22 protein-coding genes are annotated in these 17,618 nt (G+C 40.5%); 1 reads left to right on the forward strand and 21 read right to left on the reverse strand.

Going from position 1 to position 17,618, the window contains the following annotated elements:
- Window positions 1-66: 66 nt before the first annotated feature.
- The 17 genes from HUS24_RS05340 to HUS24_RS05420 form a co-directional block, all read right to left on the reverse strand.
- Window positions 67-1,404 carry a hypothetical protein gene (locus HUS24_RS05340; RefSeq protein WP_173911044.1) on the reverse strand — a complete coding sequence of 446 codons (1,338 nt, stop codon included), beginning with the start codon at window positions 1,402-1,404 and terminating at the stop codon, window positions 67-69.
- Window positions 1,404-2,348, reverse strand: coding sequence for a hypothetical protein (locus HUS24_RS05345; protein ID WP_173911045.1), 945 nt, complete (start codon window positions 2,346-2,348; stop codon window positions 1,404-1,406). The genes HUS24_RS05340 and HUS24_RS05345 overlap by 1 nt, the downstream gene beginning before the upstream one ends.
- Window positions 2,348-2,854, reverse strand: a complete 507-nt coding sequence (locus HUS24_RS05350) for a hypothetical protein (RefSeq protein WP_173911046.1) — start codon at window positions 2,852-2,854, stop codon at window positions 2,348-2,350. Before HUS24_RS05350 ends, HUS24_RS05345 begins: the two co-directional genes overlap by 1 nt.
- Complete coding sequence (locus HUS24_RS05355; protein ID WP_173911047.1) at window positions 2,851-3,180, reverse strand: hypothetical protein; 330 nt, start codon at window positions 3,178-3,180, stop codon at window positions 2,851-2,853. Before HUS24_RS05355 ends, HUS24_RS05350 begins: the two co-directional genes overlap by 4 nt.
- On the reverse strand, window positions 3,177-3,602 hold the full coding sequence (locus HUS24_RS05360; RefSeq protein ID WP_173911048.1) for a hypothetical protein: 426 nt from the start codon (window positions 3,600-3,602) through the stop codon (window positions 3,177-3,179). Before HUS24_RS05360 ends, HUS24_RS05355 begins: the two co-directional genes overlap by 4 nt.
- The gene (locus tag HUS24_RS05365; RefSeq protein WP_173911049.1) at window positions 3,599-5,017 is read right to left on the reverse strand and encodes a packaged DNA stabilization protein; all 1,419 of its coding nucleotides are present in this window, start codon (window positions 5,015-5,017) and stop codon (window positions 3,599-3,601) included. The genes HUS24_RS05360 and HUS24_RS05365 overlap by 4 nt, the downstream gene beginning before the upstream one ends.
- Window positions 5,004-5,618: a hypothetical protein gene (locus tag HUS24_RS05370; RefSeq protein ID WP_173911050.1), complete on the reverse strand. Its 615-nt coding sequence runs from the start codon at window positions 5,616-5,618 to the stop codon at window positions 5,004-5,006. Before HUS24_RS05370 ends, HUS24_RS05365 begins: the two co-directional genes overlap by 14 nt.
- Window positions 5,619-5,670: 52 nt before the next feature.
- Window positions 5,671-6,060 (reverse strand): hypothetical protein, encoded by a 390-nt coding sequence (locus HUS24_RS05375; protein WP_173911051.1) that lies wholly within the window; start codon window positions 6,058-6,060, stop codon window positions 5,671-5,673.
- An 11-nt stretch (window positions 6,061-6,071) separates the two neighbouring features.
- Window positions 6,072-6,995: a hypothetical protein gene (locus HUS24_RS05380; RefSeq protein WP_173911052.1), complete on the reverse strand. Its 924-nt coding sequence runs from the start codon at window positions 6,993-6,995 to the stop codon at window positions 6,072-6,074.
- A gap of 123 nt (window positions 6,996-7,118) precedes the next feature.
- On the reverse strand, window positions 7,119-7,505 hold the full coding sequence (locus HUS24_RS05385; protein WP_173911053.1) for a toxin-antitoxin system YwqK family antitoxin: 387 nt from the start codon (window positions 7,503-7,505) through the stop codon (window positions 7,119-7,121).
- Between the two features lie 13 nt (window positions 7,506-7,518).
- A complete protein-coding gene (locus HUS24_RS05390; RefSeq protein ID WP_173911054.1) occupies window positions 7,519-8,454 on the reverse strand; it encodes a hypothetical protein in 936 nt (311 codons plus the stop codon).
- A 58-nt stretch (window positions 8,455-8,512) separates the two neighbouring features.
- Window positions 8,513-8,959, reverse strand: a complete 447-nt coding sequence (locus HUS24_RS05395) for a hypothetical protein (RefSeq protein WP_173911055.1) — start codon at window positions 8,957-8,959, stop codon at window positions 8,513-8,515.
- Window positions 8,960-9,014: 55 nt separating this feature from the next.
- Window positions 9,015-10,211 carry a P22 phage major capsid protein family protein gene (locus tag HUS24_RS05400; protein WP_173911056.1) on the reverse strand — a complete coding sequence of 399 codons (1,197 nt, stop codon included), beginning with the start codon at window positions 10,209-10,211 and terminating at the stop codon, window positions 9,015-9,017.
- A 2-nt stretch (window positions 10,212-10,213) separates the two neighbouring features.
- Window positions 10,214-11,032, reverse strand: a complete 819-nt coding sequence (locus HUS24_RS05405; protein ID WP_173911057.1) for a hypothetical protein — start codon at window positions 11,030-11,032, stop codon at window positions 10,214-10,216.
- Window positions 11,013-13,358 carry a portal protein gene (locus HUS24_RS05410; RefSeq protein ID WP_254433805.1) on the reverse strand — a complete coding sequence of 782 codons (2,346 nt, stop codon included), beginning with the start codon at window positions 13,356-13,358 and terminating at the stop codon, window positions 11,013-11,015. Before HUS24_RS05410 ends, HUS24_RS05405 begins: the two co-directional genes overlap by 20 nt.
- 1 nt (window position 13,359) lies before the next feature.
- Window positions 13,360-14,646 (reverse strand): PBSX family phage terminase large subunit, encoded by a 1,287-nt coding sequence (locus HUS24_RS05415; RefSeq protein ID WP_173911058.1) that lies wholly within the window; start codon window positions 14,644-14,646, stop codon window positions 13,360-13,362.
- Complete coding sequence (locus HUS24_RS05420; RefSeq protein ID WP_173911059.1) at window positions 14,621-15,166, reverse strand: terminase small subunit; 546 nt, start codon at window positions 15,164-15,166, stop codon at window positions 14,621-14,623. Before HUS24_RS05420 ends, HUS24_RS05415 begins: the two co-directional genes overlap by 26 nt.
- A gap of 308 nt (window positions 15,167-15,474) precedes the next feature.
- Between HUS24_RS05420 and HUS24_RS05425 the strand changes: the two genes are divergently transcribed.
- Window positions 15,475-15,666 carry a ribbon-helix-helix protein, CopG family gene (locus HUS24_RS05425; protein ID WP_173911060.1) on the forward strand — a complete coding sequence of 64 codons (192 nt, stop codon included), beginning with the start codon at window positions 15,475-15,477 and terminating at the stop codon, window positions 15,664-15,666.
- Here the strand turns inward: HUS24_RS05425 and HUS24_RS05430 are convergent.
- The 4 genes from HUS24_RS05430 to HUS24_RS05445 form a co-directional block, all read right to left on the reverse strand.
- A complete protein-coding gene (locus tag HUS24_RS05430; RefSeq protein ID WP_173911061.1) occupies window positions 15,663-15,944 on the reverse strand; it encodes a hypothetical protein in 282 nt (93 codons plus the stop codon). The genes HUS24_RS05425 and HUS24_RS05430 overlap by 4 nt on opposite strands.
- A 106-nt stretch (window positions 15,945-16,050) precedes the next feature.
- On the reverse strand, window positions 16,051-16,479 hold the full coding sequence (locus HUS24_RS05435) for a hypothetical protein (protein WP_173911062.1): 429 nt from the start codon (window positions 16,477-16,479) through the stop codon (window positions 16,051-16,053).
- A 126-nt stretch (window positions 16,480-16,605) separates the two neighbouring features.
- Window positions 16,606-16,872: a hypothetical protein gene (locus HUS24_RS05440; protein ID WP_173911063.1), complete on the reverse strand. Its 267-nt coding sequence runs from the start codon at window positions 16,870-16,872 to the stop codon at window positions 16,606-16,608.
- A 112-nt stretch (window positions 16,873-16,984) separates the two neighbouring features.
- Window positions 16,985-17,431 carry an antiterminator Q family protein gene (locus HUS24_RS05445; protein WP_173911064.1) on the reverse strand — a complete coding sequence of 149 codons (447 nt, stop codon included), beginning with the start codon at window positions 17,429-17,431 and terminating at the stop codon, window positions 16,985-16,987.
- Window positions 17,432-17,618 lie beyond the last annotated feature (187 nt).

Raw genomic sequence — 17,618 nt, forward strand, 5'->3', positions numbered from 1 at the left:
TTCCCCCACCTAAATGAGGGGAATATAGCATAAAAAATGCACAAAGCTTATTACACAAAAAGTATTTTAAGGCGCATACCCATACGAATCAAAAGTTTCAGGGGCATTTTGCTTTGGTTGTTGCCCCCCTTGTTGTGGTCGCTGTATGCCATAATTACCATAAATACCATCAATATTTTGATTTAAGGTTTCTATGATATTTCGCTGTAACCCTGCTAAACGATTCAAAACTTGCATCGCAGCTTTATTATCTCTTGGAGGATTTGCAGCAATAACCCTTGCAGCACGCTGTGCATCTCCTTCTGTTTGAGTACCTTTTGCTAACATTAAAACATCATTGACAGCTTGATTTAAAACCGTATTAAAGTTTTCAACACCCAAGCTGTTTTGATCAGACATTCCCGCAAAGTTTTTAACTTTAGCACCTATCTGATTTGCAGCACTTAAATTCAAATTACCGTCTCGGATATCTACAACCAGTTGTCCAATTTTTCGATAGTTTAAATTAGCTTGAGATAGTGCCATATTTGCATCATTAACTTGATTTAATGCTTTATCTGAAAGTTTGGGAGTACTTAGTTTTTGTTGCTCAACAACAGTATTTCCTGACTTATCGGTTAGCAAATCAACACTACCATCAGAATAAACACCGTAAACATTCCCGTTAGGGGCTGTTACTGTTTTTTCAAACTTAGGAGTATCAAACTGCTTTTGATCTTGCTCAAGTTTATTCGCTGCAGTTTGAGCGACAGTATCTATGCCGTATTTACTCGTCTGAGCGCTCAGTTGTGCATTTTCTTTTAAAGTTTGATTATCAAGACGATTATCGGCAGACGTATATTGGATTGACGCAGGGTCTTTCGCATTCGCAAAATTAATCCCACCTGCAAATTGTTTTAGCTCATCAGGGGTCATGGCATTTACAATAGTTGATTGATGTTCGTATTCTTCTGAGGGAATCATACCGGCTCTCACTAGCCCATTTAAACCAAGTAAAACCTGTGTTTTATCTCCTGTCATTGATGCTTGTTGAAATGCGCCTTGTATTGCACCTAATTTTTTACCTGAATTATCTAAAGCATAACCACCCCCTTGTTGGTTGTTTTTATATGCTTCGGATTGAGTTTTACTTATATCAGCGAGTGATTGTTGCTGATCAATTGCTGCCTTTGCTTGAGCAGCTTTTTGAGACTGCAATTGTGGCATGATCCAACGAGCGTATTTAGATTGTGGTGCTATAGATAGCATCTTATCTAAATCGCCTTGTGACTCGTTATAGATGCGAGAAAGCTCACCTTCTGATTTGTCCTTTATCCACATGTCCGCAAGTTCAGAACCATCTTTAAGCATTTTCAATCCATCAATGCCTTGCGTCATCAAAGGAATGCGAGCATCAATCACCATTAGATTGTTCCTCCAGTTTTTGTATTGCGATTTGCATATGCTGCTGCAACCGTACCTAGCTGCCCTATAGCATTACCCCAAGCATTTGCTTGACCAACTTGACCTGCTGCCAAAGCATTCGCGCCTGCCATTGTGTTATTTGCTACAGCTTGTCCTGTCTGTATTCCTGCATTACCCTGCTGCACAGCCGCACTTTGCCCCATGTTTGCTAACTGCATTAAACGGTCATAACGGTTATTCTGATCCGTTGTAAAACGGTTATAGGCATTGTTATCTTGCGACTGCCAGTTATTAAATGCCTGTTGGTGTTGGGTCTGATTTAATTGTTCTTGATTAAAGTATTGATTAAAACGCTGATTTTCAGTATTTAAATATTGTCCATACAGCCTTGCATCATCTGTCTGATACTGATTAAAGCGCCGATTTTCATCGGTTTGATATTGATTAAAAGCATTGTCATATTCTTGCGAGGCAAGATTACTATTGTAATTATTCAGTGCTTTTAAAGTAGCACCACTCAGCAATCCTCCCCCTGCAGCAGCTTGAGACTGAATCCCATCCATACCTTGTTGCTTGCGGAATTGATAGCTCGGTGATTCTTCAAATTTAAATTGCTGTGCTTCATAAGGTTCTTTGGCTTGGTAAGGGTCTGCTGCTACAAATTGCTGACTACTATATGCAGGGTTAGATGAACCATTAAAGCTAAATGGGTTGCCCTCGTAGTTTTGAGGATTAAAACCCGTTAATTGTCCAAGTGCATTTGTCCCAGCTTGGCGATACGGGTCAAGATCAGATCGAGTCTGATCATACATTTCTTTTTGAATTTCACTTGCTCGATCTGTTGATTCCGCTTGTTGTTTTGCGGCTTTTTTAGACGCTCTTGCTGATAAAGCTGCTCCTCCAACGGCACCTACAACTGCTGCCCCTGCTGCCCATACACTCATTACTCAACTCCCTGATTTGATTTACAATCCAAACCTAACATTTTTCTAAACTCTCTCACCTCATCGTCAGGAACAGTTAGCCATTCTTCAATTTTTGCTACATCTGTTTCATTGGTCGGATGAATTGTTACCCAAATGATATCTGTATGTGTATATAAAGCTCTTTTAACACCCGCAGGTGATTTTCCTATGTAGGGAGCTTCTAAAGTAATTATCTTATCTTCGGTTGTAACTGTGCATTTACCTTCTAGCAATATAAACATGTGTTCATGACGATGCGTTTTACCGACCAGCAGGGTATTTTCAAAGCAGCGAAATTCTCGCGTATAAACACCTGGCGCAAAGTGATGGATTTCTCCATGCCATGCTTGCTCTTGATTTAAAAGTAAATTTTGAAGATTATGTATTTTATCCGTATAATCTTGTTTTACTTCATCTACATGATTACAAACTAAATTATCAAGTAGTAAATTACCAATTTCATCATGTACATCTAAATCGCTCATACCGCTTGCTCCGACACTGATAACATTGCATTAACCCCATTGCCCACTAAGACCACTTTCATGCCATCGGTCAGCACATGGTTGATCACTTCAGGACACAGATAGGATTCATTTTGAGATAAAACTTTTTTCACAAGGCGCTGACCAGATTCAACCGTTGGGATATTTGAACGAATCAAATACACTTCAATGTCCATATTGGCGGCTGTGGTATTGTGAAAAGTTAAAGCACGAATGTGAGTAATAGTATTTGCAGGTACGGTATAGACTTCATTATTACCTGCAGCTAAAGCTTGTGCTTTGAGTGGGGAAAGATACTTAATCATGCTTTAATCACCTGATCTGTTGGTGGCTCAATAAAAGGAATGTCTTGCACTGGGCATAAAAAAACCGCCTGTAATGGCGGTAAATGTTCGATATGCGGTGCGGATATTGGGATGTTTTCTATTGGTATTTGCTCAGGTAAATAAACTGGCAAATAATCAAAAGTTAAATTCTGATGCTGCATAAAAATAGGAATTTGCTCAACTTGGTTTTGCAATGCTATAAGATCAAAACCCTGCTGTGCTTGAATAGACTGGCTTGGTAACTCAGCAACTTTTTGTGCTAACTCAATTAGTTGAATCAGATCGGCATCATTACGCAAATTAGATAAACGCTCAAAAAATCGAATCCATACAGGTGTCATCACACCATGTACATACATTGGCTCTTGTAAGGGCACTTGAGAAATTTGAGGAATAATCATGCTCTCACCTTTGCCTTAGCACCCATTAAAATCAAACGCCCACCGCCTGCCATACGCACTCGAAATACTCGCCCAAAGGATTGCCCGAATCTGCGAAAGATCACTCGTTTCTGATATTCCCCGATGCCACCGATGTCTTGACTCAAGTCCTCAATCCGATCATTCGACCAAGATTTGCCACGATCATCTGACCAATCAAACATCAGCAAAGGTTTAAAGTTTTGTTGCTGCCCGACCTGACAAATCAGCTCCACCTCATCAAAAATCATGCGTGTTGCATGTGGGTTAATACATGGTGTCGTACGCTCACGCACAATGTCTGCACCAAAATCCGTTTGGTTATCAGGATCAAGTACATAAACAATGCCATTTTCACGATCACCAACTAGGTGCTGACCATTGAAAAAACAATGGGTTTGCGCGCGATGATGTTCATGTTTAGAAATGCCTAAATTATAAAAACTGCGCTCATGCCACATTTGTGTAGTTGCGTCATAGACCCACGTCTTTTCAGCCGCTGGAAAAGAGATAAAATAAAAACTATGTCCATTGCGCTGATATGAAAATGCATAAGCATCATCTGTACGTTCATAAGCAGCGATTTCGGTTTCAATGGCATGATTGCTGATACGCTGCGGTTGATAGCCATTCATCATGATGATTTGGTTATGACCATGTTCAGTTTGTGCCAACCACACTAGACTTGAACCAAACACCGTAATCGAATTTTTGGCAACACAACCCACTGGAATATAAGCACCCGACATACGCTGATACGGTAAATCCTGTGAACCTGTGCTATTCCAAATCTCAGTGGTTTTTTCACCGATTAACCAAAGTTGCCCATTCGATGCAATCACACGGACCAAATCATCACTTTTGGCTTCGGCAGTGGCATAGCTCAATGCTGTTGTATCCGAACTTAACAACTTGGACCATTGAATCTGCCCAGTGTAGGGCACAGTCCAGATAAAACGTGAATCTAAAAAGGTGACTGTCGATGCACCAAAGAAACCTGAATCCTCAGTAATCTCTAAGGTTTTTAAACTGTGATCTTCGATGTTATAGACATAGGTTGCATCACCTGTAATCACCACTTGCACACTGTCATCTGCAAAGGTCACCATTTGATGACCACTAATTACACCAACTTCATGCACCACATTATCTTGGAAGCGATACAGCTTTTGCCCTGCAACCACTAAGACCCGATCACGCAGTGCATATAGACCACGAATCGCCCCTGATAACTCAAATTTTTTAGATAAACCTTCAGTCGGTAACAGTGCAGCGACTTGTGGGGTATTGCCGCTTTCAATGACCTGTGGATAGAGATTTAAAGTACGCTGACAGTCAATCGACCAATCTTTTAAATGGTAAGACTGCCCCACGATAGGTAAATCAATAACAGGCATGGCGCACTCCCACAGGCAAATCATTCTGCACATAGTAGGGCGTAGAATTACTACGCTTTAACAGATCAATCGCACTGCTTTGGTTTTTAATTAGCAACATTGAAGGTTCAACCCCAAACATTGGTGCGATTTCTAAAGCCAAGCTGAGGATTAAGGGACGTTCATATTTATCAGGAATGTATAATTGGTCTTGAGCCTCAAGGCTTGTGGGCAATACACAGGCTTTGACGTTTAAGCTTTTGGCATTGTCTACAACTCGAAAGGTCCAATACGGCGTATCTTCGCTATAAATGACTTTTGCAGTATTTTTATCATTGGAGCTTTGTTCTAAGTCCCGACGCATTTGGATTTTTTCATCATCCAAACTCGCTGTTTCGAGTACATCTTGGATTGTTTGATTGAGCGTATATATTCCTGTACCTTGCAACATGATCTCTATGTCTTGGATTTTGTAGAGATAGAGGCGTTCAGTTGCCCATTGTGCAAGGAGTGCTTTGAGGCAGTCCACTGCGTCAGCAACTTCATCGGCATTGGCATGTTCACCTGCTGCAAGGACTCCGAGTTGTTTTAATGCGGATTCGACTATTTTACTGACGTTCATGGGTATGTTCCTAAAATGAAAAAACCACCCGAAGGTGGTTTAAAAGTTAGTATTACTCTAATGGATCATCATCTATATAATGAGTTTGTACAGCTTTACCTTCAGCGAGTAATTTTGCATCTTGTAAAGACTGAACAGTCATATAGGAATGAGTTAGTTCTGTTCGGTCTCCTGGAGGATCATCATCTGTCAATGGATCCTCATTAAAAATATCTTTAATTTTACGAACACCCAAACAGTATTCTTTAGCTGGTTGATCATAATAAGTCATACCTTCAGCTCCCGCACCATTGATCAAATCAATGTGAGCTTGAATTTTTTGGTTCAATTCCTCTTGTGTATTAAAATTAAATAGTACAAAACTTTCCTCAACAGGAAATTCCGTTTGTGTACCTTCCGTCACCTCAAGTACATTGATAAAACTAACTACTACCCAAGTCATGTGTGTTCTCCTTATTTTTTATCAAAGCGGTTTTTACCATCACAATTGTAATGTTTTTCCGCTTTCTTAATTTTTAATTTGATTTGCGGGTCTGTTTCAGAATTTCTTAGATTCTTTAACCACTTACAAGGATCTTCATCTCCATTTTCTTTGTTCTGTACTCTACGTACATATTCATTAGCTTGATTCTGTTTACCCCCTTTAGAATATTTGGCATTCGCCTCTAACTGATTAACAATCGGCTGTGCTTTAGCAGCATCCTGCTCAGCTTCATTTAAGATATCCTGAGCTGCGGCAGTGGTGGCTGCTTGTGCATCTGCATCATCTGATTCTGCATTAGAAATGACTTGGGCTGCAACGGTTTCTAGTGGGAGGGTTTTTTCTTCAATCGGCTCGATGCGTGCAACACGTTGTGTAGGCTGATAGGCATCATATCTATTTTGCTCAGCATTATAACCAACACAACCAGGATATTCCCTATCTGGTTGATCAACTGATACAAACGTCCAACCAAATCCTGTCTTATTCCAAAAGGCACGGCATGCAGCAGTGGCAGAATTATATAAAACACCATCATATACCCATTGATAAGTAGGGTCTGATTCTGCGTTAGGAGGATAATATTTAATTTGGTTATTCGCAGGATCAAGCACCCAATCTACCGCACCCAATAACTCATCTACAGCGATTGAAAGTGCAAAACCACCTGCTCCACGCACCAAAACCTTACCTACATCTTTTGCAGTTGGTGCAATCATCGCATGTGATTTTTTAGCAATATCTGCAACGGTTTTTTGCGCATCAATTCGGCTTTTAGCACCATCAGGGGTTAGATTATTGATACCCCAACCATCTAGCGTGGCGACATTGGCGTTACTCAAACTGCTTGTAGCGAGCAAAAATACACTAGCAAGCCCTAAAACAAATTTTTTCATTTATTTTTCCTCAATAAAAAAGCAGCCTTTTGGCTGCTTTGGTTTAAATAAATTTCGGTGATTTATAGGCAATAAAAAACCACCCGAAGGTGGTTTGATGAATTTGAATTTAAGAGCAATCTTCTACTTCTTATTCTTTAAATCTTCTTCCGTGAAAACAGACCAAAGTTCTCCATTTGGTTTATACCATTTATAACCTAATTGCCTCATATCATCTACATAATATCCTTCTTCCGCTAACTGACCATTCATTCGCCAATATTGAAAAAAACCATTTAATTTTCCATTTCTATATTCTGATGATATTACTAAATTACCATGTTTATCCCATTGCCTATATTTGCCATGAGCCAAATTATTTAAATAATTTGACTCATAGAGTATTTTACCATCCCTACTCCAATGCTTAAGTTGACCGTTTTTTTGCATCTTTTCATCTACATAGTACTGCAACTTAATTTCTCCTGAATTATGGTATTCAGTGATCAATTGCATTTTTTCAGTATTCATCGGTAAATCCTTATTACAAATCGTTTTTACTCCAAGGTGGAGGTGCAAAAGGGTCAGGCTGCCCACCATTTCTATAGCATAATCTTAATCTATCTGCTGCACGATCTTTACATGCTCGATACCATCGATCAGGATCCTCATCAGGTCCTTCAAATCTCCATACATCACATTGATTAACCTCAAAACTCCATTCTTCATAACATACATCATCTTCTTTAGCATTCGCCTCTAACTGATTAACAATCGGCTGTGCTTTAGCAGCATCCTGCTCAGCTTCATTTAAGATATCCTGAGCTGCGGCAGTGGTGGCTGCTTGTGCATCTGCATCATCTGATTCTGCATTAGAAATGACTTGGGCTGCAACGGTTTCTAGTGGGAGGGTTTTTTCTTCGGGCTTGGCATTAGGATCGTAATTTAAATTAGGGTATTTATTTACTTCCCAACCATGAAAATTTTCACCAACACACTTCCCGTAAGGTCCACCATTATTACTATAAGTAATTTCACCAACCCAAGAACCAGCATTAGCAGCATTTTGTAAAATACAAGATGATGATGGTTCTATAGCTAGAAAAGCACTATCTGGACCATAAAGAAAAGGATATAATTTCGGATTTTTTTCAGGTGGCAAAGTATAAACAATCTGATTATTCGCAGGATCAAGTACCCAATCCACTGCATCCAATAATTCTTCCACAGCGATTGATAGTGCTAAACCGCCTGCACCACGCGCCAAAACCTTACTCACATCTTTCGCAGTTGGTAGGATCATCGCATGCGATTTTTTGGCAATATCTGCAATGGTTTTTTGCGCATCAATTCGGCTTTTAGCACCATCAGGCGTTAGATTGGTGATGCCCCACCCATCTAGCGTGGCAACATTGGCACCACTCAAACTACTTGCAGCGAGTAAAAACAAGCTGACAAGCCCTAAAACAAATTTTTTCATTTATTTTTCCTCAATAAAAAAGCAGCCTTTTGGCTGCCTTAAACGATTAAAAATGTACTTATTTTAAAAATTCACCCTGCAACAACCCAACCAACACAGGCTTAGTATCACTTTTCAAATACTTCACGCCTTTTTCATCCAAACGAACACGCAATTGCTCGACAGTCAGTGCATTCAAATCTTCCGTTTCAGGTAATGTCACTACTTCACTGGAACTCGGCTGAAACGAATCCATCATGGCATTTAAAGACTGATTTTCCTGCTCAAGTTCCATGATACGAGTTTTAAGCTGCTCATTTTCAACACGCAATTGGGCATTTTCAGTCTGTAACTGTGCATCAGCTTCCTGTGTACTTTCAGGTTCATATCCCACAACAGACTCAGGCAAATCCGCAAAATCAACCAACCCAATTTCACGGAATTGTGATTCTTCATCAAGACTATGCACCACACGACAGGAATAATTCACTGTGTCGCCTGTATACAACATTTTTGGGTATTCCATCTTGTTCTCCTAAAAATGACAATGCCCCAATCAAGGGGCAAAGTTGACACAATGTTTATTGTTGAATAATACGGCAAGCATGCAGTGGACGAACCACTTGAAAGCCATATAACACGTCTATACGCGTACGTTCATAGTCCTCATCACCATCGCCAAAGGTCATGACACGCACCGAAATTCCACTTGGCAAACGTGCGGTATATCCTTCACAAGACGCCAATACAGGTAAAGGTGCAAACGCTGTGGTAAACGCATCTTTATGGAATTCAAGATTTTGAAAACCATTCACCGATACCACACTGATCACTGCGCCATTGGCAGCCAAAGCACTCACAGTTTTCGCAGGTGCTACTGCTTTGAGCGATGGAGAAATATGTACTGCTGTTGCCGCACCGACATTAACCGTTTCACGTACGACAAACTGCTGTAATACCCCCAAGTCTTGCCCAGTAAGCGGATGAACCGCATTCACACCTGCAATGGTAAAAATCGTACCTGCAGTTAAACTGCCTGCTGTTGCTGCAGCCATCGCCAAACGATCTCCTGTTTGCGCTGCACCTGCAACGGTTAAACCTGCTGCAGTCCCGTTGTTATGTACCGCAACCGATTGATGCTCATAAAGATCAGCGCCAAAAGCACTGGACACATAACCTTGCAAATAAGCTTTTTCACTACTGCGTGTCGGATTATACATCCGAGAAACTTCATTGCTTAGTGCAACATTGGCAGTACTCGACAACAAAGCCGAACGATCCCCTGCAGGGGTTAAATACTGATTTAACTTGGCACGTGCCAATGCCAAAGCATTAGAGGGATTACCACCTGTTAATGACATTACCACTTGGTTAGCCGTACCTGCCACACCTCGCCCGATCAAATCCGCTTCTAATACAGAGGATAATGTCACGATCTGAGGACGTAAAATACGTTCTTTAAAGTCGGTAATGTCTAAAACTTTTTCTTTGGCACCAAACTGCAAAGCCACATGCTTTTGCGTATCGAGCTTAAGTTTGACTGATTCTTCGATCACGGCAGAAGCACCATTGCCCTCCGCAAATTTTGCCCCATTAAAGACTTGACCTGCCGTTGGGATTTTAATGGTGACTTCATCACCTTTCTTAAAACCTTGGACATCCTTTCCAAATTCTTCTTGACGACCTTTATTGATATTGGCAATAAAAGGCGCTTCCTCTTCTAACATCTTGGCTGCTTCACGAGCAATCATCTGATGCGTTAACACTTCATTTGGCATAATTATTTACCTTTTCGTTTATTGATTTCCGCCTTGTACCATTCGTCATCGCTCATTTTTGCGGCATCACGAATGACTGGTGCATTGGCTTGTACGGGTTTAATCGGAGGAGGTGCTTTACTGACAAGTGGCGTTACAGGTTTAGCCCAAGTATCAACCCGCTCACTGAGCAAACGTGCTGCTTTTAACTTAGAAGCATGTGAAACGCTTTCATGAAATGCCTGATCTTTGGCTATTTCATAGAGCAAACGGACTTGGGTTTGTTGGTCATAGCCAAACTCATCCGCCAACTCATCTAAAGTAATGGACATCGGCAATGGACGTTTTAAACCCGCTTGTACCACCTCATCAAAATCTTGATGCTGATCCGCAAACTGATCGATGGCAGACTGCATCGCATTGCGCTTCTCAACTTCAGACTGCTCTGAATCGCGTTGATTTAATTTTGCTAAAACACGCTCTTCAGCTTTGGCAATGTGGTATTCCTCTAAAGCATCCTCATAAGCTGCATAGCTTTCAAAGGCTTCAATGCTTGGACGCTGAATATCCTGCTTTTGCTGTGCTGCTTCATAGTCTGCTTGCTTACGTTTCAACTCGGCATTTTCACGTGCCAAATGCTCAATCCGTTCTTGCGCTCGACTACGCTTTGGCTTTTCAGGCTCTACTTTCGAATCAGGCATTTCGACTTGTTCTGTCTGTTCGACCTGTTCAGTTTCATTCGGTTCAGCTTGCCATTCTTGAATCTCTGGGCTTGCTACACCTGTATTTTGCGTTGCGGTGGTTTCAACGTTGCCTTGAGTATCAGAAGTTTCCACTGTCATCTTGCTTCTCCATAGGTGGCATTAAGTCACCTGTAGCCATTGCGCTATCCCCGACTTGGCTAGGTTCAGGAGCGAAATTTGGTTGATCCATTGCATCAGACAATAAAAAACCCTGCTCAGTGGCAGGGTCTTGAAAGTCTGATTGCGGCAGGTCAGGCGGTGGATCAAAACCTTCTGACTGCGAAATTGGTTGATCTTGATTGGATGTATCAGCGCTTGGTGCATACTGATCTACGCCCTCACCTTGTTGTAACCAACTCGGCGGTGCATTGGCAATGTCAATACGCTGCTTCAGCAACTCCACCGTACCACGTAACTCTTGTACATCGGCACGACTGGCTGCATTGATCTGCGCCACTTGAATATCCTTTTCAGCCTGTAACTGCGCTTTCATCATTTCAATGTTGCGATCTGCATTTTTATCTTGAAGCTCTTTTTGCAGCATTTCCAAATCATGCGTCATCTTTTGCACCAGTTGGTCTAGCTGCTGAATCTGCGCTTTGGCTTGTTCAGGGTCGATCTTGTCTTTGCCCAATGCCTGCGGTGGCACCAGCATTTTCACCCGTTCCGCAATTTCCTTAGCATTTAACAAAGGCGAATTGATCACGATCAAATCAGCGACCAAATTAAACAATGCAGGATTACTTTGTACCAATTGCATCATCAACGCAAAAGACTGCTCACGTTGGGTATTAAACGATGGGCCTGTATCCATACGCACATCAAAACGTCCCACAGACATATCATTTAAAATGCCATTAATCACCTTGCCCGTTTCATCGGTATTTTGCGGATCAGCATTCAAACGCACCAACTCGCTGTCCCCATCTGCACCCACGATACGACGCACCATTTCCGTATCATATAAAATCGGAAATAACCCAATCAAAACACGGGCTGAATGTCGAATGGTCTTATTTAAATTGTCCTGAAAATGAAACTGTGCAGTATCCGACTGACGTTGCAATAAACCAATGGCACGCCCCGATTGCTGATTCACCTCTTGTCCCATCTGTGGCGCATGCATATTTAAAATATCTGGAATCAACATCTTTGCCGATTCACTGGCATTTAAAATACCGACTGGCGGTGTCGCTGCACCCAGTTTAGTGGGATAGGGAATATTATTACCCATATCATCAGTGGCTTTAAAACGTAAATATTGCGCCTTAGACGGATTTTTCCATTCCTCAAAACCTGCAATACCACGATCATCGACAATGGTCATTTCATCTTGGTTTTTCTGTAAAATATGCGCTTCAGTCGACTTCCAATAATTAAACAAGCGCTGTGCATCTTTAGCAAAATGCACCAACGAAAAAATATGCCGCTCATTTTCAAGCCAAGTCACTTCACCATAGACTGGGAAAATCGGAATAAATTGACCAGGGAAAATACCTGTTTCAAGCACCTTACAACCTGTCAGTTTTGCCCAACGAATTTCAGTACGAAAAGTATCACGCTGATTGGCAATGACTTGTTTCAATTCATCTTCTGCCCATTGCTCAAGCAATACCGATTTAAAATCGACTGAACCATCCAGCAACTGACACAAAGTATCGGAAACTTGTTCCTTATAAAAATACTCTGCCACACAAACGGTTTTATCGGTGGTATTTTGCCAATGACTTGCACCGTCCATCTCAAAGTTGCTGACTGCATCCTGACCATATTGCTGTTCGATCTGTGCTTGATCCACCCATTCACAGACCAAGGCTTTGCCCATATCTGACCCATCCAAAGCCTTAGACAAAGGATCAATCAGCACCGCTTGAGGATTTTCAATGGTTTTAAAACGTGGCTCTTGATTAAAAGACTTTTCATTTACAAAATCAGTGACAATACGATAAAACCCAACGGCACTATGCACTTGGTTGGCAGCCGCAGTATCCAACGCATCTTCAAAATTCGATGATTCCTCTACATCCTTGATCAAGCCCTCTAAAATCTTGGCGACTTCAGGATCAGCACCACTGTCTACAGGCACAACTTTGGCTTGAGGACGGTTCTGCCGCATGGTATTGATTTGCTGCTGTACATAAGCCCGCACCAAATTAATTTCCAAAGTGGGTTTGCCTTCAGATTCACGCTTAGCCAACGCCGCTTTATCCCACTGTGCGCCCTTCAATGACACAAAACGCTTATCATCTAGTCCTTCATCATAAATCCGTTGCCAATGTGCTTGTGCTTCATCTCGGAATTTCTTGGCATCCGCCAAAATACTTTGATTAATTTTTTCATTATCTCGCTGATGATCTTCTCGCTTTTCGCTTTTTGGAAAAGTACGGTCAATCATTTCGCTCAGAAATTCTATATCAGATTTCATTTTATCCCATCCAAGAAGATTGACGTGTCGGTGGTGGCGGTGAAGATGGTTGAGCGACAGACATTTTATTGATATTTAAAGCGCCCTCACCAAAACCATCCGCAGCATGCGAAGCCCAATCATGTACAGGGGTTGGCTTAAACTCATCCAATTTGTCATTAAACTCACGCCGATAATTCTGCAATGCACGAATACCCTGCTTACAACGTTCTGCATCAAACCAACAATGTTTTAAAAACTGGCGTGTGGCTTCAATCCGATCCTCAACTCCAAGCCTTGCACCTTTGCTCATGCGATAACCTAAATCTGCCATGGTTTGCTCACGGCTGACCCCTGAACTTAAATCTCGTGCAGCAATATCATGTGGTGCAAAATGCTTGGCATATTGATAACCAAATTGCTGCTTTTTCTGGTCTAGCAGATGTGCATAATGTGCAAGTGGTTCATTGTTGGCTTCATAATAATCAATCACCCGAATCTCTTTGCCATACACTTGGAAAAACCAAATCGCAGTTGGGTCTAAAATACCCAAATCCCACGAGGTATAAACAGGTAAGTTTGGGTCATGCGGTACTTTGCAGATTCGATTTTCACGCTTAATCTGCTCAAATTCAGATTTATAAATCGCACCGTCTGCAATCTCTTTGGGTCTACCCAAATAAATATGCTCATATTGGTCATAATCTTCGGCTTTCATCTGTTCAGCCAAAGCAATTAACTCCGCAGGGCAATTTTTATTTTCATCATAATTAATCTGTACCACCACTGTGTCTTTGCGTTCAGGTAGTACATAATCCGCATAGACTGCATCACTTGGCAGTTTTGGATTCATGGACATGATGATCTGTGGATGTGCTGTCCGCACGACAGTCGGGATCAAAATCTGTAAAGAATAAGCGCTCACGGTTTGCGCTTCCTCAATCCACGTAATCGTTGCCCCTTCAAAAGACTTAATCGAATCTACTGTATGATTTTGTAAACCTGAAAATGAAAATTCAGTTCCATTCATACCTCGGATTTCAGTGTCTAAAACTTGATAAAAATAGCCCAAACCCAATGCCACAATACGATCTGAAAGTAATTTATGCACTGATTGCTTAATTGACTTCTGAATCTCACGACAACATAAAATACGATGCTTTTTTTGCGCACCTTCAATCAATAAATAATCGGCAATTTCCCAAGACTTTCCGCCACCACGCCCACCGTGATAGACATAGAACAATTTGAAATTATTTAAATGGGTATAAAGCGGTTTAAACTTAGACGGTACTCTTTTCTCCCTCATGTTCAAATACCACCCTTAAACTCATATCCACAGGCTGACCATCTGCCCCAGTAATTTCCACTTTGTCTTTGAACATACCCAAGTGCCTGCCCATATCCACCAATGCAGCACGCTTATCGCTTAGTTTAAATTTAGTGCGCTTCACGTTTTGTGCATCATCACCCCGACCTTCGGTGTATTCTTCAATGGTCACTTCACCTATGGCTGCGGCTTGATCACGGGTAATCGCTGAAAAGTCTGGTACAAGATCACCGCCATTGGTCACAGACACATAATCCAGCATGTTGCTAAACCCGATCTTTGCCAGTTCATTCAGCACCATGTCTTGGGTAATTTGGGTACGCTTAGAGCGATTGCCCTGTGCTTCTGTAATCTGAGTACTTAGCATTTTGGTCAGTAACTGACCTTTGGAATACGCAGTTTTTGCGGAGTATCCTGCACGAATGGCAGCTTGCGTTGCGTTTAGGTCAATCAAATATTCTTCAATAAAACATTGCTGTTTTGCAGTGAGCTTTGACATATTTCCTCCTGCAAAACCCAAATTTCAGACAATAAAAAAGCCCACAAAAATGTGAGCTTTTTTAAACAAAAATCTTGCTTAATTATATAGGATACCCTATAATATTTTCTATCAAAGCAATTCAGCAATGATGACAGTAACAGGTCAATGTTACAAATGCTCGGAGAGATACGATGAAAACCATTCTACTGATCATCGTTATTGTTCTCTTGGTTCTGATCTCTCGATCAGTTTACTAAGATAACAAGGGTTAGGTAGCTCCAACTGCCTAACCTCTCCTCCGATTAAATTTACTATAGGACAAAACCATGGCTAAATCAATACGACAGATCAATGAAGAAAGCAATGCTAAACGTGGCATTGTAAACAAAGCGTTCAAGCTTCACGAAAGCACCGTTGAGCTTGTTAAAGCTCTTGCTGAAGATACTGGCAAGTCCCAAGCTCAAATTGTCACTGAAGCTTTAAAAATGTACGCTGAAAACATAAAAAAGCCCGATTAATTCGGGTTTTTCATTTCTTCAAGACAAGATGCCTTTTTTTCTTCTCTACTACGTGAATCAACAGGATTTATAACGCATTTACAGTAAGCATAATACTTTTTCTTATCCAGTCCCTCAGGGGGATCTATACCACGACATTCAGTGATTTCTGTCCATAATCTACGGTATTCATTATTCTTTGTATTTTCTGCAATCTTTGGCTTTGAAGAAACTTCAGGTTCATATGTAATCGCGAGTATTGACGCTATTAAAAATAGGAATAAAAAAATATATTTCATTATAATCAATCCCCCCTAACTCACATTATACCTATAAGACAAACCCTGATATTAAAACAAGGTTTGTCTGGATCTTAGATATTTAAAACAATTTTAATATCTCAAGTTAAATACCAAGTAATGCCATAGCTAAAGCTGATTTCCAATTCAAAGCTGCACTATTGACACAAGCTTTTGACTGAGTATTTCCCATTAAAATGTTATACCAACTCTTAAAAAAGCTTTTAAGGAATTCTGCACCGAATTGTGCCGTCTTCTTTTGTAACCATTGCTTACTTTTATCTTTTAAAGAGTCTTCAGCAAATTTGAATGGGTTACCCACATCAGATCCAATTAAACTTTGAATAGCATCTGCCAAGGCATTAACAATTGTAGTAAAAATACCCAAACCTACCGTACAATTACGAATTTCATAAGTAATTGTTTCCAAGATATCAACTACTTCTTGGGTAATCATGCTTTCATCTACATAAATTGAATTACCATATAAGGCTTTGATAATACTTACGTATGCTTCACGTTCTGCGGTTGTCATAAGTTTTCTCCTGACATAAAAAAAGCCACCCTTGTGAGGTGGCTTTCAATTGACTTAACCATTAAAAATTTAATGGCACAAAAAAACATCCATTTAAGGATGTCGTAAAATATGTAATTTAATTAACTAAAATTTTCTTTTAACTAAGTTCGCACAGTATTTAGATTTTTCTTCGTTATTTTCCATTGCAGACATTCGAATGCACGAACAAAATTGCTCAGCCTGATTAAACTTGATCTCTTCTGGTATTAAAATGCCATAACACTTAGCATCAATCTCCCTGAGCACTGGCGATGCAATCCATTTTCCTGAGATAAAGGGATAAGCAAAACCAACGATAACAATTATGAGTAATACAATAAAAGGGAAATTGCGTTTTAAGAATTTCTTCATTCTCAAGTCTTATAAAAAAGCCCGATTAATTCGGGCTTCATTTCAGTGTTTTTCATAGACTTCGTCTACGATACACCAAATATGGCATAATGCTGTCGACAAGTCAAATCGTTTATTCAGTGAGCAAACTGCGCATTTTAAACCGAGTTGCAATCCGCACTGTGCCCAGTAATTTATCCCTTTTAACCGCATACATACTCATCTCAAAACGTTCCGCTATGTCCTCTTCGCTATACCCATCGACATAGTATTTAATGACGATTTTAAGCCATTGTTTCACCTTTGCGCTTTCTGTGTTGAGCAAATGACTCAACATATCTTCAATTGCCATTGCATGCTGTTCATTGATATTACAACGTGGCAATGCTCGTCTACGTCTGTCTATTTTAACTCCTTGCACCATATCCAGAATCTTTCCCAAACTGCAATGAGCGCCTAAGTCTTCATAATGACAATCAAGTAAAAGCCAAGAGCCATATTGTTCAAGCCATTGCTCTAAGGTTTTTTGCTTCCAATCAATCGCAATCTGAAAATTCTTTCTCGTTTGTACCGCTTCCATAGTCACCTCAACTTTTCTCAACCTGCCAAAGGGTTAAATTTCTTCGTTTTTGTCTACTCAGTGCTAGAAGTGCTATAAATTGTCTTTTTTCTATAAAGTCCTATATATATAAATAGAAAGTTAAGAAAAAATTGCATTTTTCAGCACTTATAACACTGCATTTACTTTTTCAATCTCTTTAAGCACG

This window comes from Acinetobacter sp. Marseille-Q1618, assembly GCF_902809855.1.
GTDB lineage: Bacteria > Pseudomonadota > Gammaproteobacteria > Pseudomonadales > Moraxellaceae > Acinetobacter.